A 20,761-nucleotide genomic window follows, 5' to 3' on the forward strand; every position below is an offset into this window, starting at 1 on the left:
CGACACTGAAAAAGCTTGGTTAAATTAAAGCAGTTGGATAACCGGATGTCAATCTTTTTCAGAATATTCTGACTTGTTACACAATTGTGCCCACCCTTTTACCGGGCGTTTTGTCATCAGAAATATTTTTGCCACCCGATGAGGCAAGACATATCGGGGAGAGGACGCAGTAAGGCTGGTGAAGGCGGAGTATATCACAGGGATGGTTCTGATGATGTGGAATTTTTTAAAAGAAGCTTCCCTGTGATATATCGGCGGGAATATCTTGGCTGCCGTCTTATCTAAATATGTATTGAGTATGCTGAGCCTCAATGGCTTTGGAGATATTACGAGCGAAGGGATAGATAGCCAGAATCAGCATCATAAGCGAAGGGAAAAATATCATTAACAGCGGATGATCGACCAGAAGCCCGGATGTGACGTTTAGACCAAAAATCATTGGCATGTGGAATAATTCGTAAACAGTAGTATTAATGGTCGCCTTCCCAGCTCCAGCCAGGCCGGCGCTATAATTAAGATAGGATATTACGATACTGGGAATAATATAGGATAAAACTACCCCCATGCCTCTCCCCATATCCCTTTTAAAAGCCCGGGTCAAGGCTTCATACCAGACAACAACCGATAGCATAAAGATTATCGTATAGATAAATCCAGGATGCCACTTCCAAAAGGTGACCACACCATAAGCAGCGGCCGCCAGCATACAATAGACCAGGAGCGCTATCACTCCATTTTTAATTTTTCGCATACGCTTTCCTCCAAAGCTGCAGTGTTATTAGTCAACTGTACAAATTATAACATTTATTTCGAGGATTGGCCTGTTATTTTATCCTAAAACGACAGTATATGCTAATAAAAAAAAGCTGGCTTGCGCCAGCTTTTTTAAGTAAAGTTATTACATCATACCCATTCCGGGAGCTCCGCCCATTCCGGCCATGGCTTTCATGTCATCCTTATTGGGAATTTCCGAAACCACCGCTTCGGTCGTAAGAACCATGGATGCTATGCTGGCTGCATTTTGGACAGCCGAACGAGTCACCTTGGTGGGGTCAATGATTCCTGCTTCTACCATGTTTTCATAAACCCCGGTTAAAGCGTTATATCCGATTCCCTGAGCAGCTTCTTTTACTTTTTCGACTACCACTGAGCCTTCTACCCCGGCATTGTTGGCAATCTGGCGCAACGGTTCCTCCAGGGCCTTCTTGACCAGATTTACTCCGGTAAGCTCATCACCGGAAGCTGCAACTTTATCTACTGCAGCTATGGCATTGATTAACGCGGTACCGCCTCCGGAAACCATACCCTCTTCGACACCCGCTTTGGTAGCTGCCAGAGCATCTTCGATGCGGTGTTTCCTTTCTTTCAATTCAGTTTCGGTAGCAGCTCCCACCTGAATGATTGCCACACCACCAGACAATTTTGCCATCCTCTCCTGAAGTTTCTCTTTGTCATACTCGGAATCGGTTTCCTCAAGCTGGGTCTTTATGTTGGCGATGCGGGCTTTAATATCCTCTTCGCTGCCGGCGCCGTCTACGATTATGCACTCTTCCTTTTTAACTACTACCTGATGGGCCCGGCCCAGCATATCAAGCGTTACATTTTCCATCTTGATCCCAAGATCTTCTGAAGCCACCTGACCTTTGGTCAAAATAGCGATATCATCCAGCATAGCCTTCCTTCTCTCACCAAAAGCAGGAGCTTTAACTGCTACGCAGGTGAAAGTGCCTCTCAGCTTGTTAACTACCAGGGTAGCCAGAGCCTCGCCCTCAACTTCCTCTGCAATCAGCAGCATGGGCTTTCCGGTCTGAACCACTTTTTCCAGTATAGGAAGTACTTCGTTAATAGAGGAAATTTTCTTGTCGCTGATAAGTATATAGGGGTCATCCAGAACTGCTTCCATTTTTTCCGTATTGGTTACCATATATGGAGATATATAGCCGCGGTCAAAACTCATACCTTCGACCACTTCCAGGGAAGTTCCCATAGACTGGGATTCTTCAACCGTGATAACCCCATCCCGGCCTACCTTCTCCATAGCTTCAGCGATCAGGGCGCCAATTTCGGCATCGTCGGCAGAAATTGCGGCTATCTGGGCAATAGATTCTTTGGAGTCAACTTCTTTGCTGATATTTTTTATTTCATCTACAGCAGCTTTAACCGCCATTTCAATTCCCCTTCTCATAATCATGGGGTTGGCGCCGGCAGCCACGTTTTTCAGGCCTTCTTTAATCATCGCCTGGGCCAGAACAGTTGCCGTAGTAGTTCCGTCACCAGCAACATCGTTAGTCTTGATGGCTACTTCTTTGACCAATTGGCAGCCCAGATTTTCCCAGGGATCTTCCAGATCAATATCTCTGGCAATGGTAACACCGTCATTGGTTATCGTGGGTGAACCGAACTTCCTATCTAAAACCACATTACGGCCTTTAGGTCCCAAAGTCACTTTAACAGCATTGGCCAGGGTGTCAACGCCTCTTTCCAATGCCCTCCTGGCTTCTTCGCCAAATTTAATTTCCTTGGCAATCATCTGTATGTCCTCCTTCTTCCGTTAGTTTAATTTTGCCAGTATGTCACGTTCTGACATAATTAAATATTCTTCTCCGTCAAGCTTGATTTCTGTTCCAGCATACTTGGAGAAAATCACCCGATCGCCGGTGACTAAAGTCATAGGCAGTCTTTCGCCCTTATCATTCATTGCACCGGGGCCTACTGCCAGGACTTCACCTTCCTGGGGTTTTTCTTTGGCTGTGTCGGGAACATACAGCCCGCTTTTGGTCTTTTCCTCCTTAACTTCCATAACTTTAATAACCAGCTTGTCTGCTAATGGTTGGATCTTCAAAGGTATACCCCCTTCAAATTGATGGTGTTGTTAGCACTCGATAAGCGTGAGTGCTAATATAACTATAATATTAGGTCAGACTACGTAAGTATTCAAATCAGATTACTCCTTAAATCCGCCTGATATTATCGATTTATATTATGCTACGGTTATTTTCTTTTTATACCTCTTAAAATCAAGTTTTTTTACCGTTTTTATTCCCGGCCGCATTCGCCGGTACTGCCGGCCAGAATCTCCAGTCCGTGCCCCAGGGCAGGCAATATGGCTTCCAGGGATTCACGCACCCCCTTGACACTTCCCGGCATGTTTATTATCAGAGTCTTGCCTCTTATTCCGGCTACTCCCCGTGACAGCATCGCCTTGGGCGTCTTCTGTAAACCATAATGGCGGATAGCTTCCGGGATGCCGGGCGCCGCCTTTTCAACCACTTCCAGGGTGGCATCCGGAGTCACATCCCGGCTGGAAAAACCAGTTCCGCCTGAGGTAATTATAAGGTCCAGGGCCATCCGGTCACAGGCATGACGTAATTTATCTGCTATGAGCTCTTTTTCATCCGGTATAATTTCGTAATAATCCACGCTGTACTCGGGTCCTAGTATCTCGGCTATTTTTTTCCCGCTCAGATCTTCCCGTTCCCCCCGGGAACCTTTATCACTCATTACCAGTATTCCTGTACGAAACATTATATCACCTCTACGGTATCGCCCTTCTTTATTTCCCCGCCCTCAATTACCCGACAGAAAAGACCTTCATAAGGTAAGAGGGTAACCCCCAGGGTTCGGGTTACCACACTGGGGTGGTCCTCCTTGCCGATCTGGGATATTTCCAGAATCACATCCGAACCTATTCGCAAACGCCCGCCTATCACTACCGCAGCCAGGTCAATGCCATCTATAAGAAGGTTTTCAGCAAACTCTCCCGGGCCGATATTCATGTTCTTCTCCTCATTGACCTTCTTGACGCTGGCCAGATTGAGGCAAGTTACCTGGCGGCCCCAGGGACCTGCATGCCCATCTTTTTCTATACCATGATCCTTGATGACCCGAGCCTGGCTTACTTCCTTTTTGAGCTCTCCCCTTTCCGGAGCTATGCAGATCGAGTATAACGTTCCTTTCATCCCAATATTTCTCCTTTACCTTATCATGACGGAACGGCACAGGGGGCCGTTCCCTATATTATCTGATTACTCCCGTTTTACATGCCCGCTCTTTCCGCCCCATTTTTCCAGGAGTTTAATCTCCTTTATCTCCATCCAGCGATCCATCGCCTTGGCCATATCATATATGGTAATAGCGGCAATTCCGGCAGCGGTTATGGCCTCCATCTCCACCCCGGTCTTGCCGGTAGTCTTGACCATAGAAGTTATTATAATGGAGGAATTGCCATCATCCATCTCAAACTGTATATCAACTGAATCCAGCATCAGAGGATGGCACATCGGCACTAAACTGGAGGTCTGTTTGGCTCCCATGATACCTGCAACCTGGGCTACGCCCAGGACATCACCTTTCTTAACTCCCCCGCTCTTTATCAAGGCCAGGGTTTCAGGTTGCATGGAGATAACGGCACGGGCCACGGCAACCCTTTCACTGTCTTCTTTGCCGCCGACATCAACCATTCGTGCCCTTCCCTGTTCATTGACATGGGTAAATTCCATTTTAGCCTCCTATCTGAAACATCTTGCGCTGATTTTCATTTCCCCAGCCAGCGTTCATAAAGTGGCGCGCCGGCTTCATGGCAATCGCCTCCCGGAACAGCCTTTGCAGTTCCTCGTCACTGGCTCCGGATTGCATTGCGGTTTTAAGATCTATCTCCCTTTTATCATACAGACAACCCCTGAGCTTACCATCGGCAGTCATGCGGATGCGGTTGCACTCGCCACAGAAATGATTGCTCATAGGAGCAATAAAACCGAGCGAGCCCTGCCCGCCTGTTATGCGGTAAGACTTGGCCGGCCCATTGCCTCTTATAGTCTTGTCCGCCTTTAATTCATATTGTTTTTCAATCTGGCTTTTAACTTCATCAATGCTGATCATCCGTTCCTTCTTCCAGTAATGCAGGTCTCCTATGGGCATTAATTCTATAAACCTGAGGTGCAATGGGTATTCATAAGCCAGGCTGGCAAAATCCATAATTTCATTATCATTAAAGCCCCTTATTATTACGGTATTTATTTTTACCGGATGCATTTCCATCTCCAGGGCTTTAAATATGGCTGCCCGGACATCTTTTAAATCGCCCCGGCGGGTTATGAAACGGTACTTAGTCTCCGACAGGGTATCCAGGCTAATGTTCACCCGCTTTAAACCGGCTGCTTTTAATTCTTCGGCCATGGCAGCGTAGAGAATACCGTTGGTGGTAATTGCAATATCATCGATTCCTGCTGCCTGAGAGGCATAGCGCATAAGTTGTCCAATGTTCCTGCGTACCAGCGGCTCTCCGCCGGTAAATCTTACCTTGCGAATCCCTACTGCGGTCGATATCTTGATTAAACGGGCCAGGTCTTCCAAACTTAAAATCCTATAATGTCCCAGGTCGCCCACACCTTCTTCGGGCATACAGTAACGACAGCGCAAATTGCAGCGGTCGGTTACCGATACCCGCAAATAGTTGATATCTCTTTGATAATTGTCCAGCATATCCTCACTCTCCCCGGGACTATCGCATCCAGCATCTTTAAATTAGAAGCAACCCAATTCGCAGGCAAAAATCTTAATTCCCGCCTGGTCACACAATTTCCCCATATCTCCTAATGCAACATCCAATTTTTCCGCTAATTCACGAGCCTCGGAGCAGCTCATTTTACCATTGGGAAACATCTCCTGCAGCTTTACCATTATTTCCTTCTCTTCCGCCATTATTTAAAACCTCCCCTAAAAAAATAACTCCCTCAAAAAGGGAGTATACAACCTCAAGCATAACTGGTATACTCCTTTCCAAACAGGAGGCATACAGGTTTCCCGGTATACCCTCTCGTTCAGCCGCCATAACCCATAGGTCTTAGGCCAACTAAATCGGAGTCTCCATGTTGCTTAATTATACAACATTCATCATTTTTATTGCTACTACAATTATTTACAAAATCTTCGTCTATTGCAAATCCTCATAGCGGTTATACTGTAGAAAAGAGGCATAACTATGGTATCATCTTAATTAATAAATAATAATTATAAATTCAAAGCCATCCGGCAGGAGGTTGTTTAAAAATGACAGCTGTACAATGGATACTGGCAGCCGTTGTGTGCGGAGCCATTGAGATCGTTACCGTGGGGCTATGGTTTCTCTGGCTGGCCCTGGCAGCCCTGATTGTGGCTGGGGCTGTAAGTGTAGGATGGCTGCCCTCGCTTGAAGCCCAGTTGCTCGTCTTTGCTTTTTTGACCCTATTATTTATCATTTTTACCCGTCCCCTGGCCATGAAGCTCTTTAAAACCAATGATACCCTGAGCAATGTCAATGCGCTGATTGGCCAGCACGGTATCGCTACCAGCAGTATTGAGCCTCTCCACTTTGGGCAGGTTAAAGTAAACGGTGAAATCTGGACCGCTATATCCGGTGAAAAAATTGAAGAAGGCAGCAGAATTATGGTTACCGGTATCGATGGGGTAAAACTGCAGGTGGTCAAATCTATCGATTGAGAATTAAAACTCAAAAATAATTGAAAGGGGAAATTTATATATGCAGATAATAAGGATTTTTGTCGACCTCGTTATCGTTCTCTTCGTTATAATAATCGCTTTTTCATCCATTAAGATTATCAGGCAGGCTACGGTGGGCGTTGTTGAGAGATTAGGTAAGTTTCACAAGATGGCGGAACAAGGGATTAACGTTATCATTCCCTTTATCGACTCCTTCCGAACGGTGGTGGATCTGCGTGAGCAGGTAGTGGATTTTCCTCCTCAGCCGGTAATAACCAAGGACAATGTTACCATGATGATTGACACTGTAATTTACTACCAGGTTACTGATGCCTTCGGATACACTTACGAAATTGCCAATCCCATTCTGGCTATTGAAAACCTTACCGCTACTACCCTGAGAAACATCGTAGGTGATTTGGAACTCGATGAGACACTGACTTCCCGAGATATAGTCAATACCCGCCTGAGGGTTATACTGGATGAAGCTACTGATAAATGGGGCATTAAAGTAAACCGGGTGGAATTAAAAAATATTTTACCACCCCAGGATATTCAGAACGCCATGGAAAAACAGATGCGGGCGGAAAGAGAGAAAAGAGAGGCTATTCTTCGGGCAGAGGGACAGAAAACGGCTGCCATTCTGGAAGCCGAAGGGCGCAAACAATCTGCTATATTGAATGCCGAAGCGGTTAAAGAGGCTAACATACGCGAGGCCGAGGGAGCCCGACAAGCTAAAATACTGGAAGCTGAAGGTGAATCGCAGGCAGTATTGCTGGTGCAAAAAGCCCTGGCTGATAGCCTGGTTATGCTGAGAGAATCTTACCCGGATGAAAAGGTTCTGGCTCTTAAATCCCTTGAGGCCCTGAAAGTAATAGGCGATGGGCAAGCGACCAAGCTCATCATCCCGTCTGACCTTGCCGGACTGGGTGGGGTATTTGCCGCCCTTAAGGAAGCTGCTCAGGATAACCCCGCTGGAAGTGGGCAAGTAAATCCTTAACTAACAGACCAAAAACAAAAGGGGGCGTTTCTCCGGTTTACTTTTAAAAGGTGAACCGGAGAAACGCCCCCCTTATTTGTCTATTTAGAAAAAACTCATGTCCACTGCTATTTCAGAACGGTCAGTAACTATCCAGTGTACCGGTACATCTGCGGGATTAGGGAAAACATTATCCGCTACTTGATATTCATAACAGACCCCACAGTTGAAACACTGCTTGCTCAGACGGGGCAGGAAACGGTCATAGTAGCCCTTGCCATATCCCAGCCGGTATCCATTGGCATCAAAAACCAGACCAGGGACTAGAACCACATCGATTTTTTCAACCGCAAAGGCTTCCCCTCGGGGTTCACGAATACCAAAAGACCCGCGTCCCATGTCATCCCAATCCTTAAGCTCTATTGCCTCCAGGCAGTTGCCCTCTACCCGCGGAAGCAGTATAGTCCTTCCCTGTTCCTTGAGCTGCACCAACCAGGGAATAAGGTTAACCTCATTTTTAATACTGCTATACCCCATTATCACCTGTGCCCCGGCCAGCGGCTGCAGCTGCTCCAGCCGTTTAAAAATCTGCGCGCTCAGCTCATCCACCTCCAGGCTGGACATATCTTTCCTTCTGGCCGCCATCTTCTTGCGCAGGGAATCCCTTCTGGCCTGTATCGATTCTATTGGCATTTTCCCCCCGTTAATCTCCCGATTCGCTCTGTCCGCCACGCTCAAACCCCCTCCTGATGACGTGATTTTATCCAGTAATAGGCCAGCAGAGCCAGAACCAATAAAGCCAGGGTATAAACCTGACCAATCGACAACAGTCCAATGAAAATTTCGTTGGAGCGGAAAAATTCAACGATGAAACGATAAACCGAATACCCGATAACATAGAGTAAAAATATCTGGCCGGGAAATTTACGCCGCGGGTAAAAACTTATGAGTATTATAAACAGAAGGATATTCAGGGCTGAACTATAAAGCTGGGTAGGATGCCGATGATAGGCATCCACAGCCGGGAAAACCACACCGCAGGCTGATTCCGTTATATTTCCGTAGCAGCACCCGTTTAAGAAACACCCGATTCGTACCAGGGCATAACCCAAAGCCAGGTAAGGAGCAAACATATCGGCTACCTTCCAGAAGGATAAATTTTTTTTACGCAGATAGATGATAAAGGGGATCAGCCCTCCAACCAGCCCGCCGTACCAGGCCATCCCTCTGATGCCCCCGTCCTGCAGTCTGAAAAGCATCAGGGGTTCGGACAGGAAGGCAGCCCAATCGTAGGTAAAAACATAAGCTATGCGAGCTCCTATAATGCCAAATATGACACAGAGCATGACCAGATCAAGCACCATATCCCGTTCATAACCTTCCCGGTCAAATAGTCGGCTGATACCGATAATGGCTACAACTACAGCTATAGCCAGCATCAAGCCCCAGGAGAATATACTTATTTTTCCAATAGTAAATAAAACCGGCTGCACTCTTATCACTCCTTACTTCCCAGTTATCCACAGGAAGCTTTGTTCTATATTAAGGCAACGACATTTTACGCTAGGACCTCACAGCTAAGTCTCACATTTGCCAGATGCGGTAAATCACTTATCAACAGACTTATACACATTATCCACAAGCACTTTTCACAGGGACAATAGACCAGGATAGGCATTGACATTAAGGGGGGCATAAATCTTTCTAATATAGTTAATATGGGCATTACCGGCTATCATAGCCGCATTGTCGGTGCATAAATGCAAAGAAGGATAATATACGGGCAATCCCTCCTCCCGTCCTCTATTTTTCATCAGATTTCGCAGCTCTTGATTGGCTGCCACTCCTCCCGCCAAGAGTATTGACCGGGCATTAAATCTGCCCGCAGCATGTATGGTTTTTTCCACCAGTACTTCCACCAGCGCCGCCTGAAACTCTGCCGCTAAATCATTTACATTAGCCAGTCCCCTGCGCTTAAGCTTATTCCATTCGTTCATGGCGGCGGTTTTCAAACCGCTGAAGCTGAACTCAAAATCGTTTCTATCGAGGAAGACCCGGGGCAGGCTTACCTTGCCGGCCTCGCCTTTTTCGGCTGCCCTCTGAATGGCCGGGCCTCCCGGGTAACCCAGGCCTAAAAAACGAGCCACCTTGTCAAAGGCTTCTCCGGCAGCATCGTCGCGGGTTTCGCCAACGAGCTCATATTCGCCTATGGAGGGCATATAGAGCAGGCTGGTATGGCCTCCTGAGACCACCAGGCATAGGGCAGGAAGTTCAATCGCGGAATGCTCCAGGAAGTTGGCATAGATATGACCCTCCAGGTGGTTGACCGCCAGCAGAGGGCGATTAAGCGCATAGGCAAAGGCCTTGGCAAACGACAAGCCCACCAGCAAAGCTCCAATCAAACCGGGCCGGTTGGTAACGGCTACAGCGTCAATATCAGCATAGGACAGACCCGCGTTTTTAAAAGCGGTGTCTACCACCAGGCCTATATTCTCTATGTGCTTGCGGGATGCTATTTCCGGTACTACTCCGCCGAATTGGGAATGAATATCGATTTGGGAATTAACCACATCGGACAGTATATCCCGCCCGTTTTTAACCACGGCAGCAGCAGTCTCATCGCAGGAAGTCTCTATACCCAGAATTAATACGTCTTGCAATCTATCTCACCTTTCCCGTTATCAAAAAGGAATTTTGTCATTATAATGGCGTCTTCATTGTTATCAGAGTAGTAATGTTTCCGCACTCCGGTAGGAAGATAGTCCAGGTTTTGATACATCTTCAGGGCGGCCCGGTTGGAAGGGCGAACTTCCAGGAGTATGCGCCGGGCCTTTTTTTCCCGGGCGGTTTTTTCCAATTCTTCCATTACGGCAGTTCCGATACCGGCCTGGCGGAAGTCTAAAGCCACCGCAACATTGGTTATATGGGCCTCTTCAAAGACTACCCAAATTCCGCCGTATCCCGCGACTTCCCCTTCGCAATCGCATACCAGATAGGTGGCAAAGTTGTTTTTTAATTCTCCCAGATAGGACTCCCGCGACCAAGGCAGGGTAAAAGATTGTTTTTCGATCTGCATGACTTCATCTATATCCTGTAAGGTCATTTTCCTTAAGATAAAGCTGCGATTAAGCATTATAACTCTCCTCTTCCCAAACGAGACTCAGCTTCAGATAAGCGTATATATGAAGGCCGCAATTGTATGATATCTTCCACAAGCCCCTTGGCAAATTTATCTGCCCCCAGGCCGGCCAGTGCCGATGCCCGGGGAAGCATTAAATGCGGGGGAGGTACTACTAATCGTTTCCCCAGCTTTTCCACAAAGAATTCAGTATAAGGATAATAGCCATCCCCCAGGAGAACAATACGATTTTTGGCATGTTTCGCGGCCGCCTTGAGTGCATATTCCAGGAATTCTTCCGGTGAACAGGCCATGGGTTCCAGCAATGGCAAGGGCAGTTTACCGGCAACATCATAAAAGCCGCAATAAACTTCCTGCTTGCGTGCATCCAGCAGGGGACAGACCAGAGCTTCGCCGGCACAGATATTGTGGGCCAGTGTATCCAGGGTAGACACCCCTACTACCGGTCTGCCCACAGCCATACTCAATCCCTTGACTGCCGCCAAGCCAATTCTTAAGCCGGTAAAAGACCCGGGGCCTGTAGTTACGGCGAAAACATCAACCTGGTTGACCGTACATTCACACTCGCTTAAAACCCGGTCTACCATCAGCATCAGGGTTTCCGAATGAGTCTTTTTATAATTGGAAAACTCCTCTTTAATGAGTCTACCGTCATTCATCAAAGCCACCCCGGCCACCGGCGTGGCACTGTCTATCGCCAGTATCAGCATAATCGCTTAACTTCCTCCACTTTAGCCTGATAGCGGTCCCCTTTACCGCTTAACCTGACCAGCCGCTCGCGTTCATAGTCTCCCTCCACCAGTTCAATGTTTACCAGCAGGGCTTCGGAAGGCAGCTTGGCAGCGCCAGCCTGGGGCCACTCAATCAGGCTCAAGCCTTCCTTTTCCAGATAATCCTCCAATCCCAGGTCACCTAAATCGCCCCCCTCCAGGCGATAAAAATCAAAATGAAATAGGTTTATATCTGCCGGGTAGACATTCATAAGGGTAAAGGTGGGGCTGGTTACTCTGCCGGCATAACCCAGACCGCGCGCAACACCCCTTACCAGGGTGGTTTTGCCGGCCCCCAGCTCACCTGTCAGGTACACTATATCGTTCTTCTCCAGCACCCGAGCCAGCAATCCTCCCAGGGATATCATTTCTTCCTCGCTATGTACCGTTATCAGCAAACAGTCTTCACCTCTATACATCTCCATTAATCTCGCTTATAGTACTCGTCCCGGATCTGCTTAAAGTCTTCCCAGGTCGGCCTCTTATAAGACTCATTGCGCAGCAGTGCCGCAGGGTGAAAGGTTGCCATTATTTTAATACCCTGCCGGCCAAACCATTTACCTCTTATTGCAGTAATTCGGGCTCTGGGGTCTATTACTGCCTGGCTGGCCAGCGAGCCGAGACATACTAAAATCTCCGGTTTAATAAAGCGGATCTGGGCCTCCAAATAATTGCGGCATTCCTTGACTTCATCCGGGTTGGGCAAACGGTTCCCGGGCGGACGGCATTTGACCACATTGGCTATAAAAACCTCCGGTCGGGGCAGTTCTGCCGCCTGTAGGATCTTGTCCAGCAGTTGCCCGGCTCTTCCCACAAAAGGCCTGCCTTGACGGTCTTCTTCCATGCCCGGTCCCTCGCCCACCAGCATCAAGCGAGTATTGCCCTTTCCCTCGCCAAATACCACCTGCTGGCAACCCTCTCTTAATCGGCATCGTTGACAGTTCCTGGCCTGTTGTTCCAGTTCTTCCAGGGTTTTTAGCTCCAAATAAGCATCCTCCGCTTTTACTCCAGGAATGAAGGGAAGATAAAGCGGTCTTTCTTCTTCCCCGCTCTTCTCCTTATACTGTTCCGGCAGTTCCGGCTGACCAAATAAATCGGGTTGTTCAATAGACATTTTCTCCCCTCCCGCTCAATTCTAACCGTTCTCCGGATAAACTTCCATTTATTTTGCCTGCTGGATAAGCCTGAATGGGTTTTATTAACCACAGATTAACACAGATTAACAACGTTTTTGGCATAAAAATAAAGCGGATTGGTCAAGTCAACCCGCTTAAAAATGATTTCAGCCTACTGACTAAGGTTTTTGTTAAGAACCCGGTAGAGGTCATCGAAGCCGTTGCCGATACGCCAGAAGGATATACCTGCCAAGCGATTTTCCAGAGCCACCGTCCATTTTTCATTCAGGCTCTGTTCATTCTCCATCCAGATCTCATGGCGGCCTCCATTTTCATCATAATAGAGATAATAAGGACTCATACTGTCCTGGTCAAAACACTTCTGAACTTCGTAGCGGCTCTCAATCTCCGCCAGTTTTTTAGCCGTAACCGTGACTGCATTACTGCCGGGAGACCAGTTGTAGCCGTAAGTGGGCAACCCCAGCAGGATTTTTTCCCGGGGCATGCTGTCAATCATATAATCGGTCGCATCTTTTACCCACCACAGGGGAGCTACCGGTCCCGGTTTGGAGGTAGTGTAACTATAGTCATAGGCCATCACCACTACCCGGTCCACTATCCGGCCAATCTTTTTATACTGATAGGGAGTGGGCCAGGACTCCTTGCCCGTACGGGCGTAAACAGCTACCGACAGCATCTTGTCCTCTCCCATGGCCGTCTTCAGTTCTTGCAGGAACGAGGTAAACAGGCCCGCGTCCCGGTAATCCATAAGCTCAAAGTCGATATTGATCCCATCGTAATTGTTCTTTTGCACTTCATCCAGGAGATTGCCTATCAGTAAAGCCCGGCTTTGCTGGCTGGAAAGCAAACGGTGCAGTGGGTCTTTGCCCATCAGAACTACGCTGGCATGAGTTCTGATACCCTTTTGGCGCACCATTTGCAAAATCTTTTCATAGTCATCCTGGTATTCGTAAGACAACTCGCCTTTAGGGTTAGTTTGAAACCAGCGGAAAGCAATATCGGTAAACAAGTGCAGATTATCCTGCAGTTCGGTCCCCCGGGTATAGTAATAATAAGCAAATACCTCGGGGCGATGCTGAAAGTCTATTATTACTTCCTGCTCGGCCGCCTTCCAGCCTACCACAGCGCCCAGATTTTCCGCCAGAAACCGGAGGGGAATATAGGTACGATCCTCGTATATGTAGGGGGCAGTATCAAAATACTTTATCTGCCCGTCCACCTCGGCTTTATTATCGCCGATAAAAAATTCTATGTATTGGCCCCGGACATCCATTGCCACTTTCTTGAGGTCGGCATCCCAGTAGACCTGACCGTTCAGGGCTTCGTCTTCAATAACAAAGCGGATGGGTACCATGGTTCTGCTTCCTGTAATCTGGGGAGGTGGCTCCACCTGATGCAGCTTACCGTCAATTCTTATCCCGGGGCCGGTATCAGCCACGGCGCTGCCCGCAAGCCCGAGGGTAAGAAGCAAAACCGCCAGCATTATTAAGATATGTCTCAGTCGCAATAACATCACCTCTTTTAGTTTTTCTTCAAGTATTTCCGGCTGGCAGGCGCTATTCCTTGAAGTAATTTATGGGGAAAGGCAATCTATATAATAATAGGGTTAATTCTTGCATTACTTTCACTGAAAAGCCTTGTAAAAATTTCATCTTGGGAAAACCCAGGCAGGCAAGAGGCTGACGGGGAGGCGATACCATCCATTGCACCATCTGCTAGTTTACAAACCGGCTGCGGGGGAAGAGTATCTCCAGATCCTCCAGAGGGACATGAACCATATTCTCCTGGTTCACCACCGCGATTACGGCCATTTCCTCCCCGCTGTATTCCTCATTATAAAAACCGAGAACACATATAGTCATCATTACGCCGTTAAGATATACGGTAAAAAAATCGCCCTTGTTCAAGTTAAGCCCCCCAAATCTTGCCATCCACCATAACCAGACTGAGCCGGGATCTGAAATCAAAGGGATGAGCGTCGAAGATAGCCAGGTCAGCCCGCTTCCCCGCCGCTATACTTCCCAACTCGCTGTCAACGCCCAGTATTTCTGCCGGCCACAGGGTAATTGCCCGCAAAGCCAGCTCTTCATCCAATCCCTCTCGCACTGCCAGGGCAGCACAAACCCGCAGGTGTTCTATGGGCACTACGGGATGGTCGGTTATCAGAGCAAACTTTACTCCTTGCCCAGCCAGCAGGCCGGCATTTTTAAATGATACTTCCTTCATTTCCACCTTGGCCCGGTTTACCAGCAAAGGTCCCAGAAAGACAGGCACGTCTCTTTTCACCAGCTCGTCAGCAATGAGAAAAGCCTCGGTACCATGCTGGATGATTAAATTTATATCAAATTCGTCCTTAATGCGTAAGGCGGTAAGCATATCATCGGCGCGGTGTACATGAAGCAATAACGGCAGTTCCTTTTTTAGAACCTTTATCAGCACCTCCTGTTTGGGAAAGTCTTTTATCTCCGCTTCTTCCTTGGCCATAACCTGGCGAGCATGGTAAAGAGCCTCCCGCATCAGACTGGCACTGGCCATACGGGTACGGGGCGTCTTCTTCTGCGCCCCGTAGACCCTTTTGGGGTTTTCCCCCAGGGCGGCTTTTAAACCCCAGGGATGCCGATAAATCATCTCCGGCAAGGAGGGGGCCAGGTGCTTCAGAAATACCGCCTGCCCCCCAATTATATTGGCACTGCCGGGCATGCACATGGAACGGGTAACACCACCCCGCAGAGCGTCGGCAAAAGCCAGATCAGAAAAGTTTATCCCGTCAAGCGCCCTCAGTTGTGGAGTCAGGGGGTCACTGGTCTCGTTGACATCATCGCCTTCTACCCGGTAAATTTCTTCCTCCAGGCCAATATGGGTATGCCCGTCGATAAATCCCGGACATATATACTTGCCGCCGGCGTCTATAGTCTGGCAGCTTGCAGGAATTACCACGTCTTTCCCCACTGCTTGAATAATCCCGCCTTCTACCAGTATGACCCCGTCATCCAGGCTTCCGGCTTCCCCCATAGTGAGTATCCTGCCGCCTTTGATTGCTATCATGCTTCTCTCTCCCCCACAACATTATTCTATGAATTCCACCAGGCTGCGGTTCTACCTAAAGCCCGGTATTATCTGCCTGTTAATTACCCGCTGTTTTGGCCGCCCGCACCAGAGCCTTGAAAAGCTGCTCAGAAGCCTTATCCCGCATACATTCGGGATGCCATTGTACTCCAAGGATAAACGGGGCTTCAACACTCTCAATTGCTTCTATTATACCATCCGGAGCAAAGGCACTTATGCGCATGCCCCGGCCTGGCCGCTCAACCGCCTGATGATGAAAGCTGTTGACCCTGATTTCAGCCTCGTCCAAAATCTTGTCCAAGAGGGTTCCCGGTTTAATTACTATATCATGAAAAGGGTAGTCCCGGGGGGCCTTTTGCTGATGCCTCAGGGGGGAACTGATATCCTGCACGAGACTTCCCCGGGCGGCTACGTTTAAAACCTGGCATCCACGGCAAATCCCCAAAGCCGGTAATTTTCGGTCCATTATCAGTTCTGCCAGCTTCAATTCAAAATAATCGCGGCGGGGGTTGATTTCACCCAGCCCCCAGCCTGGTAATTCCCCCCAGTGGAAAGGGTCCACATCCCCTCCGCCCGGGAAAACATAACCTTTACAGACCTGCAGGTATTGTTCCAACAGGTTCAGGTCTTCGACCGGCGGCAGCAAAACAGCGCTTGCTCCGGCCCGGTAAAGACTATCCACGTAATAATCACGCAGGCAGTACTCCCCGCTCTCCATATTGTAGTTGCTGCAGATTCCTATCAGCGGTCGCAAAATATCCCCTCCTTAAGCTAACCTTTATAAAATGTATGCCTGCGGAAAGTTATAATTTCCGGCAAGCGGGGTGGCAAATATCCCCTCGTATCCTTGACACCCTCGCAAAAGCTAAACAGACAGGCAAAAAAATAAGGGATTGGGTTGTCCCAATCCCTGGCTCCGCCAACACTTTAATGTTTTATGTAACTATATTTCCTCCAGCCCCAAACTGATAAGCAGCGCCTTGTCAACCTTTAACATGGTCTCATCTTTCAAAACTGCTATACGCTGTTTCAAACGAGTCTTGTCAATGGTTCTGATCTGTTCTGCCAGTATTACGGAATCCCTTTCCAGTCCGTAAGTAATAGCGTCGATTTCCACATGGGTAGGCAACTTGGCCTTGTTAATCTGGGAGGTTATGGCCAGTATAATCGTGGTCGGGCTGTACTGGTTGCCGATGTCGTTCTGAACCACCAGTACCGGGCGGATACCTCCCTGTTCCGAGCCCACTACCGGATTTAGCTGGGCAAAATAAATTTCACCTCGTTTGATCATGCACGTTATCACTCCAACAGATTTTCTATACAGTTAGACAGGGCTTCTTCCTCCAGGCCCGAATTCTCACAGGCCATATTTAAATTGATTTCAGCCATTTCCAGATAGCCTTTTTTCATCTGCTCAATAAGTAATTTCTTTTTCCGCTCCCCAAGATAAAATCTGATTGCCTCTCTAAATATCTCACTCCGGTTTTTACACTCAATATATTTTATATCATCAACTTCGCCGAGGAGACTTTCAGGAATCGTTATTATAATTCTTTTCGAGGATGGCAAATTCGAGCACCTCCACGCTAATAAAAAATCCCACTGATACACTTATTATATTAGTCAGCAAGAGGGCTCGCAAATCCAATAATTGCAATAATTTGTATTAGAGCCTGTCGTTCTTGAAAACTCTGGGTACCCGCGACCCCAGCGCTGATACCACCTCATAGTTTATGGTTCCCATCGCTAAAGCCAAATCATCAGCGGTTACCCCGTCTTCAGGCCGGCCGAAAAGAATTATCTGATCTCCTTCTTCTACTTCTCCTACCCCACTGACATCGAACATGCACATATCCATACAGACATTTCCTACCAGCGGCACCCGTTTGCCCTTGATTACTGCCCACACCCGGTTGGAGAGTAAACGGCTGTAGCCGTCAGCATAACCAATGGGTACGGTCGCCACCCGGGTATCCTGCTGGCAGCAATAAGTTCTGCCATAACTTATACCATACCCGGCTGGCAGGGTTTTAACACAACTAACCCTGCTTTTTAGAGTCATCACCGTTATAATATCCAGTTTATCCCGCCGGCTTTGCGGCGAGGGATATAAGCCATACAGCACTATCCCGGCCCTGATCATGTTAAAATGGGCTTCGGGGAAGTTCATCAGGGCGGCGCTATTGGAACAATGCTTAAGCGGGATATGTATCCCTCTGTCCTCCAGTTCGCGGATAAATTCGGTAAAAACTCCTAATTGTTGCCGGGTAAAATCACTGTTTTCCACATCCGCTTCGGCAAAATGGGTAAAGATGCCTTCAATCTGCACCCCGGGCAGAGCAGCTATTTCCTGCACCTGATCAAGGCTCTCCTCGTCCGGGAGAAAACCGATTCGCCCCATGCCCGTATCCAGCTTTATGTGCAGACGGGCCTTACGGTTAAGCCTTTGCGCCGCCTGGGACAGGCTCCGGGCCGCTTCCAGCGTAAAAATGGTGGTTCTTATATCTTCAGCCACTGCCGCCGCCGCATCCCTTGCGGGGATGTTACCCATAACCAGGATGGGGATATCATCTATATCCAGTGCCAACGACAACGCTTCATCCAGGCTGGCCACCCCAAAAAAGTCAACCTCTTCTTCCCGGCAAATCTTGCTTACTTCCAGCATACCATGACCATAGGCGTTGGCCTTTACCATTGCCATGACCCTGGCATCTCCAGCAGATTTCTTGACTGAGGTCAGGTTATGCCTGAGTGCTGCTAAATCTATTTCTGCCCATGTTGGCCTGTGATTATCCATTACTTTTAACCAGACTCTTTAAAATATCGTTACGGGTAATTATTCCCACCAGTTTACCGTGTCTTACCACCGGTAAACGATTAACAGCCCGCTTTTGCATAATCGCCACAATTTCACTGACGGGGGTGTCTTCTTCCACCGTAAACACTTTGGAGCTCATGGCATCTTTTACCCGGGAGGCGGTATATTTTTTTATCTCGTTATTAAAACGTATGGGGTTTTCCAAAAAAATAATACTATCAAACAGGGTTACATAAAAAGGCACTTTTAACTCACTGGCCTTGACCATCAGATCTTTTTCCGTAATAATTCCCACCACGCGATCATCGGCATCAACTACAGGTATTCCGCTAATCTTATTCTCCAGCAGGATATGAGCCGCTTCATCCACCTTATCATCCGGCCTGACCGTAATAACATCCCTGGTCATGATCTCTCTGGCTAACATAAGGCTGACCTCCTTATCATTCTATAATTCATACTGCTTTATTGCTCCGGGTAAACATGAAATCAGATCTCCGGCTATGAGGCCCCGTTCCCCTTTTATCCGGGCAGCCAGATCGCCGGCCTGCCCATGCAGGTAAACCCCGGCAAAGGCTGCTTCCTGCGGTTTCAAACCCTGGGCCACAAGCCCCGCTATTACTCCGCACAGTACATCACCGCTGCCGGCAGTGGCCATCCCCGGATTGCCGCTTATATTAATATAAACCTCTCCAGAGGGATGGGCGATAACTGTTTTGTTTCCCTTTAATACCAGACTCACTCCCCATTCCCGGGCAAAGCTGCGGGCAAATTCTACCCGGTTGGTTTGGATTTCCTCTATGCTTTTACCAGTCAGGCGGGCCATCTCACCCGGATGCGGGGTGAGAACAATAGGAACCTGGCGGTCTTTTAATATAGCAATATCATCCTGCAGGGCATTTAAACCATCAGCATCAATCACTACCGGTACCCCCGCCTTTTCCAGAACAAAACGCACGATAGCTCCGGCTTCGGGATAACGGGACATGCCTGGCCCAATAGCGCAGACGGATACTGTCCCCAGAAGGTTTTCGATAACCGGAAGAGCCTCCGGGGCGATAGCCGATTGCCCGTTCTCCGCCAGAGGGGCGGTCATTACCTCCATAAGGCTGGAATCCACCGCTGCAGCCAGCGATTCAGGTACTGCGGCTGTAACCAGACCGGCTCCGGTACGCAGAGCTGCCAGCGAAGCCATCGTTACCGCCCCCACCATACCGGGTGAACCACCTATAATCAGGACATGACCATAGGTGCCTTTGTGGGTATCGGCAGCCCGGGGTTTAAGCAGCATTCTGACCATCTGCTCATTTATTAAATTGGTCTTGATGCTGCTGTTTTCAAGTAAAACCGTGGGTATCGATATGTCGGCCACACTAAGGGTCCCCACATATTCTTTGCCCGGTTCCAGGACCAGCCCGATTTTGGGCAGGGCAAAGGTTACGGTATGGCTGGCCTTTATTGCCAATCCATATACTCTGCCGGTATCGGCTTCTACCCCGGAAGGTATATCCACCGCTACCACCGGGGCCCGGCACCAGTTTACCATCTTGACCACGCGGGATTCAAACCGACCCAGGCTGCCTTTAAAGCCTATGCCGTAAAGGGCATCCACAATCAGGTCGCCATTCACCAGGGAAAGCATCAAGCTATCCAGATCCTCGTCACTCATAAGGGGGAGAATAGGCGCTCCCATTCGCACCAGTATTTCATAATTTAAGCGGGAATCATTAGTGAGTTCATCAGCTTTCCCGGTCAGGAATACTTTTACTGCCGCCCCGGAGTTTAACAGATGCCGGGCTATTACCAGCCCGTCTCCTCCATTATTGCCCCTTCCGGCCAGTATTATTATGCTTTTGTTTTTACTCTCGCCCAATATTTCTTCAATGACTTCCAGGGTTCTAAGCCCCGCATTCTCCATCAGGATTATGCTCGGTATGCCATATTCACTACTCGCCTCTTGGTCGATTGCTTTCATTTCATCCGCTTTTAGCAACTTCACACCCTCACCCCTTTTCAGCAACAACAGTCGCAATGGCCTGCTCCCGCGAATGGGAGAGGCTGATCGCTATGCCCCCGATCCCCTCCGACTGACAACGACGCTGAGCTTCGCCATGAAGGACTACCACTGGTCTGCCATCTTCATCCCGGAGCACTTCCAGGTCACAAAAACGCACTCCCCTGGCCAGGGCCGGATGCAGCTTGCGTAACGCTTCTTTAGCGGCAAAGCGGGCGGCCAGGGATGGGTACGGATCAGACTTCTGCAAGCAATATGCCGCTTCCCGACTGGTAAAAACCCGCTTCAGAAAGCGAGGGGTTCTCTCCACGGCCTTTTTAACCCTTTCGATTTCAATTATATCAACACCAATAAGCACCGGA

At 48.5% G+C, this 20,761-nt stretch carries 27 protein-coding genes and 1 riboswitch; of the genes, 2 read left to right on the forward strand and 25 right to left on the reverse strand.

Annotated elements, in window-relative coordinates; all coding sequences use genetic code 11:
- Positions 1–277 precede the first annotated feature (277 nt).
- The 8 genes from ACU70B_RS12200 to ACU70B_RS12235 form a co-directional block, all read right to left on the reverse strand.
- Positions 278–751: a hypothetical protein gene (locus tag ACU70B_RS12200; protein WP_447183794.1), complete on the reverse strand. Its 474-nt coding sequence runs from the start codon at positions 749–751 to the stop codon at positions 278–280.
- A 147-nt stretch (positions 752–898) separates the two neighbouring features.
- The gene (gene groL, locus ACU70B_RS12205) at positions 899–2,527 is read right to left on the reverse strand and encodes a chaperonin GroEL (protein WP_447185774.1); all 1,629 of its coding nucleotides are present in this window, start codon (positions 2,525–2,527) and stop codon (positions 899–901) included.
- A gap of 24 nt (positions 2,528–2,551) precedes the next feature.
- Positions 2,552–2,842 (reverse strand): co-chaperone GroES, encoded by a 291-nt coding sequence (groES, locus tag ACU70B_RS12210; protein ID WP_447183795.1) that lies wholly within the window; start codon positions 2,840–2,842, stop codon positions 2,552–2,554.
- Positions 2,843–3,036: 194 nt separating this feature from the next.
- Complete coding sequence (locus ACU70B_RS12215) at positions 3,037–3,525, reverse strand: MogA/MoaB family molybdenum cofactor biosynthesis protein (RefSeq protein ID WP_447183796.1); 489 nt, start codon at positions 3,523–3,525, stop codon at positions 3,037–3,039.
- Positions 3,525–3,959 (reverse strand): MOSC domain-containing protein, encoded by a 435-nt coding sequence (locus ACU70B_RS12220; protein WP_447183797.1) that lies wholly within the window; start codon positions 3,957–3,959, stop codon positions 3,525–3,527. Before ACU70B_RS12220 ends, ACU70B_RS12215 begins: the two co-directional genes overlap by 1 nt.
- A gap of 66 nt (positions 3,960–4,025) precedes the next feature.
- Positions 4,026–4,499, reverse strand: coding sequence for a cyclic pyranopterin monophosphate synthase MoaC (gene moaC / locus ACU70B_RS12225; RefSeq protein ID WP_447183798.1), 474 nt, complete (start codon positions 4,497–4,499; stop codon positions 4,026–4,028).
- Between the two features lies 1 nt (position 4,500).
- Positions 4,501–5,481: a GTP 3',8-cyclase MoaA gene (moaA, locus tag ACU70B_RS12230; protein WP_447183799.1), complete on the reverse strand. Its 981-nt coding sequence runs from the start codon at positions 5,479–5,481 to the stop codon at positions 4,501–4,503.
- 42 nt (positions 5,482–5,523) lie between these two features.
- Complete coding sequence (locus tag ACU70B_RS12235; RefSeq protein WP_447183800.1) at positions 5,524–5,700, reverse strand: hypothetical protein; 177 nt, start codon at positions 5,698–5,700, stop codon at positions 5,524–5,526.
- 55 nt (positions 5,701–5,755) lie between these two features.
- A riboswitch (molybdenum cofactor riboswitch) is annotated at positions 5,756–5,874 on the reverse strand.
- A 174-nt stretch (positions 5,875–6,048) separates the two neighbouring features.
- Here ACU70B_RS12235 and ACU70B_RS12240 point away from each other — a divergent pair.
- Positions 6,049–6,477 (forward strand): NfeD family protein, encoded by a 429-nt coding sequence (locus ACU70B_RS12240; RefSeq protein ID WP_447183801.1) that lies wholly within the window; start codon positions 6,049–6,051, stop codon positions 6,475–6,477.
- Between the two features lie 40 nt (positions 6,478–6,517).
- Positions 6,518–7,477, forward strand: a complete 960-nt coding sequence (locus ACU70B_RS12245) for an SPFH domain-containing protein (RefSeq protein WP_447183802.1) — start codon at positions 6,518–6,520, stop codon at positions 7,475–7,477.
- An 84-nt stretch (positions 7,478–7,561) separates the two neighbouring features.
- On the opposite strand, the gene ACU70B_RS12250 is transcribed toward ACU70B_RS12245, so the two are convergent.
- The 17 genes from ACU70B_RS12250 to acpS form a co-directional block, all read right to left on the reverse strand.
- Positions 7,562–8,188: a 5-formyltetrahydrofolate cyclo-ligase gene (locus ACU70B_RS12250; RefSeq protein WP_447183803.1), complete on the reverse strand. Its 627-nt coding sequence runs from the start codon at positions 8,186–8,188 to the stop codon at positions 7,562–7,564.
- A gap of 2 nt (positions 8,189–8,190) precedes the next feature.
- Positions 8,191–8,949 (reverse strand): prolipoprotein diacylglyceryl transferase, encoded by a 759-nt coding sequence (lgt, locus tag ACU70B_RS12255; RefSeq protein WP_447183804.1) that lies wholly within the window; start codon positions 8,947–8,949, stop codon positions 8,191–8,193.
- Positions 8,950–9,105: 156 nt separating this feature from the next.
- Positions 9,106–10,116, reverse strand: coding sequence for a tRNA (adenosine(37)-N6)-threonylcarbamoyltransferase complex transferase subunit TsaD (gene tsaD / locus ACU70B_RS12260; RefSeq protein ID WP_447183805.1), 1,011 nt, complete (start codon positions 10,114–10,116; stop codon positions 9,106–9,108).
- On the reverse strand, positions 10,101–10,589 hold the full coding sequence (rimI, locus tag ACU70B_RS12265) for a ribosomal protein S18-alanine N-acetyltransferase (RefSeq protein ID WP_447183806.1): 489 nt from the start codon (positions 10,587–10,589) through the stop codon (positions 10,101–10,103). Before rimI ends, tsaD begins: the two co-directional genes overlap by 16 nt.
- Entirely contained in the window at positions 10,589–11,305 is a 717-nt protein-coding gene (gene tsaB / locus ACU70B_RS12270; protein WP_447183807.1) for a tRNA (adenosine(37)-N6)-threonylcarbamoyltransferase complex dimerization subunit type 1 TsaB, read from the reverse strand. The genes rimI and tsaB overlap by 1 nt, the downstream gene beginning before the upstream one ends.
- On the reverse strand, positions 11,299–11,763 hold the full coding sequence (gene tsaE / locus ACU70B_RS12275; RefSeq protein WP_447183808.1) for a tRNA (adenosine(37)-N6)-threonylcarbamoyltransferase complex ATPase subunit type 1 TsaE: 465 nt from the start codon (positions 11,761–11,763) through the stop codon (positions 11,299–11,301). The genes tsaB and tsaE overlap by 7 nt, the downstream gene beginning before the upstream one ends.
- Before the next feature lie 26 nt (positions 11,764–11,789).
- Positions 11,790–12,479: a uracil-DNA glycosylase gene (locus tag ACU70B_RS12280; RefSeq protein ID WP_447183809.1), complete on the reverse strand. Its 690-nt coding sequence runs from the start codon at positions 12,477–12,479 to the stop codon at positions 11,790–11,792.
- A 173-nt stretch (positions 12,480–12,652) separates the two neighbouring features.
- Positions 12,653–14,008, reverse strand: coding sequence for a glycosyl hydrolase family 18 protein (locus ACU70B_RS12285; protein ID WP_447183810.1), 1,356 nt, complete (start codon positions 14,006–14,008; stop codon positions 12,653–12,655).
- A gap of 208 nt (positions 14,009–14,216) precedes the next feature.
- Positions 14,217–14,408 (reverse strand): hypothetical protein, encoded by a 192-nt coding sequence (locus ACU70B_RS12290; protein WP_447183811.1) that lies wholly within the window; start codon positions 14,406–14,408, stop codon positions 14,217–14,219.
- Position 14,409: 1 nt separating this feature from the next.
- Positions 14,410–15,546, reverse strand: coding sequence for an amidohydrolase (locus tag ACU70B_RS12295; RefSeq protein WP_447183812.1), 1,137 nt, complete (start codon positions 15,544–15,546; stop codon positions 14,410–14,412).
- Positions 15,547–15,625: 79 nt separating this feature from the next.
- Complete coding sequence (locus ACU70B_RS12300) at positions 15,626–16,321, reverse strand: gamma-glutamyl-gamma-aminobutyrate hydrolase family protein (protein WP_447183813.1); 696 nt, start codon at positions 16,319–16,321, stop codon at positions 15,626–15,628.
- A 189-nt stretch (positions 16,322–16,510) separates the two neighbouring features.
- Positions 16,511–16,858, reverse strand: a complete 348-nt coding sequence (locus tag ACU70B_RS12305; RefSeq protein ID WP_447183814.1) for a type II toxin-antitoxin system PemK/MazF family toxin — start codon at positions 16,856–16,858, stop codon at positions 16,511–16,513.
- Between the two features lie 8 nt (positions 16,859–16,866).
- Complete coding sequence (locus ACU70B_RS12310) at positions 16,867–17,136, reverse strand: CopG family ribbon-helix-helix protein (protein ID WP_447183815.1); 270 nt, start codon at positions 17,134–17,136, stop codon at positions 16,867–16,869.
- Between the two features lie 97 nt (positions 17,137–17,233).
- The gene (gene alr, locus ACU70B_RS12315) at positions 17,234–18,364 is read right to left on the reverse strand and encodes an alanine racemase (RefSeq protein ID WP_447183816.1); all 1,131 of its coding nucleotides are present in this window, start codon (positions 18,362–18,364) and stop codon (positions 17,234–17,236) included.
- The gene (locus ACU70B_RS12320) at positions 18,357–18,812 is read right to left on the reverse strand and encodes a CBS domain-containing protein (protein ID WP_447183817.1); all 456 of its coding nucleotides are present in this window, start codon (positions 18,810–18,812) and stop codon (positions 18,357–18,359) included. Before ACU70B_RS12320 ends, alr begins: the two co-directional genes overlap by 8 nt.
- 21 nt (positions 18,813–18,833) lie before the next feature.
- Positions 18,834–20,384, reverse strand: a complete 1,551-nt coding sequence (locus ACU70B_RS12325) for an NAD(P)H-hydrate dehydratase (RefSeq protein WP_447183818.1) — start codon at positions 20,382–20,384, stop codon at positions 18,834–18,836.
- 4 nt (positions 20,385–20,388) lie between these two features.
- Positions 20,389–20,757, reverse strand: coding sequence for a holo-ACP synthase (acpS, locus tag ACU70B_RS12330; RefSeq protein WP_447183819.1), 369 nt, complete (start codon positions 20,755–20,757; stop codon positions 20,389–20,391).
- Positions 20,758–20,761: the final 4 nt, after the last annotated feature.

The organism is Syntrophomonas curvata, assembly GCF_052976825.1.

Bases quoted from the DNA above. Each gene is read 5' to 3' on its own strand.
- ACU70B_RS12245 (WP_447183802.1), top strand. From the start codon at position 6,518: ATGCAGATAATAAGGATTTTTGTCGACCTCGTTATCGTTCTCTTCGTT.
- moaA (WP_447183799.1), bottom strand. From the start codon at position 5,481: ATGCTGGACAATTATCAAAGAGATATCAACTATTTGCGGGTATCGGTA.
- ACU70B_RS12305 (WP_447183814.1), bottom strand. From the start codon at position 16,858: ATGATCAAACGAGGTGAAATTTATTTTGCCCAGCTAAATCCGGTAGTG.
- moaC (WP_447183798.1), bottom strand. From the start codon at position 4,499: ATGGAATTTACCCATGTCAATGAACAGGGAAGGGCACGAATGGTTGAT.
- ACU70B_RS12280 (WP_447183809.1), bottom strand. From the start codon at position 12,479: ATGTCTATTGAACAACCCGATTTATTTGGTCAGCCGGAACTGCCGGAA.
- ACU70B_RS12220 (WP_447183797.1), bottom strand. From the start codon at position 3,959: ATGAAAGGAACGTTATACTCGATCTGCATAGCTCCGGAAAGGGGAGAG.
- ACU70B_RS12240 (WP_447183801.1), top strand. From the start codon at position 6,049: ATGACAGCTGTACAATGGATACTGGCAGCCGTTGTGTGCGGAGCCATT.
- ACU70B_RS12295 (WP_447183812.1), bottom strand. From the start codon at position 15,546: ATGATAGCAATCAAAGGCGGCAGGATACTCACTATGGGGGAAGCCGGA.
- rimI (WP_447183806.1), bottom strand. From the start codon at position 10,589: ATGCTTAATCGCAGCTTTATCTTAAGGAAAATGACCTTACAGGATATA.
- ACU70B_RS12235 (WP_447183800.1), bottom strand. From the start codon at position 5,700: ATGGCGGAAGAGAAGGAAATAATGGTAAAGCTGCAGGAGATGTTTCCC.
- ACU70B_RS12215 (WP_447183796.1), bottom strand. From the start codon at position 3,525: ATGTTTCGTACAGGAATACTGGTAATGAGTGATAAAGGTTCCCGGGGG.
- tsaB (WP_447183807.1), bottom strand. From the start codon at position 11,305: ATGCTGATACTGGCGATAGACAGTGCCACGCCGGTGGCCGGGGTGGCT.
- alr (WP_447183816.1), bottom strand. From the start codon at position 18,364: ATGGATAATCACAGGCCAACATGGGCAGAAATAGATTTAGCAGCACTC.
- ACU70B_RS12320 (WP_447183817.1), bottom strand. From the start codon at position 18,812: ATGTTAGCCAGAGAGATCATGACCAGGGATGTTATTACGGTCAGGCCG.
- ACU70B_RS12200 (WP_447183794.1), bottom strand. From the start codon at position 751: ATGCGAAAAATTAAAAATGGAGTGATAGCGCTCCTGGTCTATTGTATG.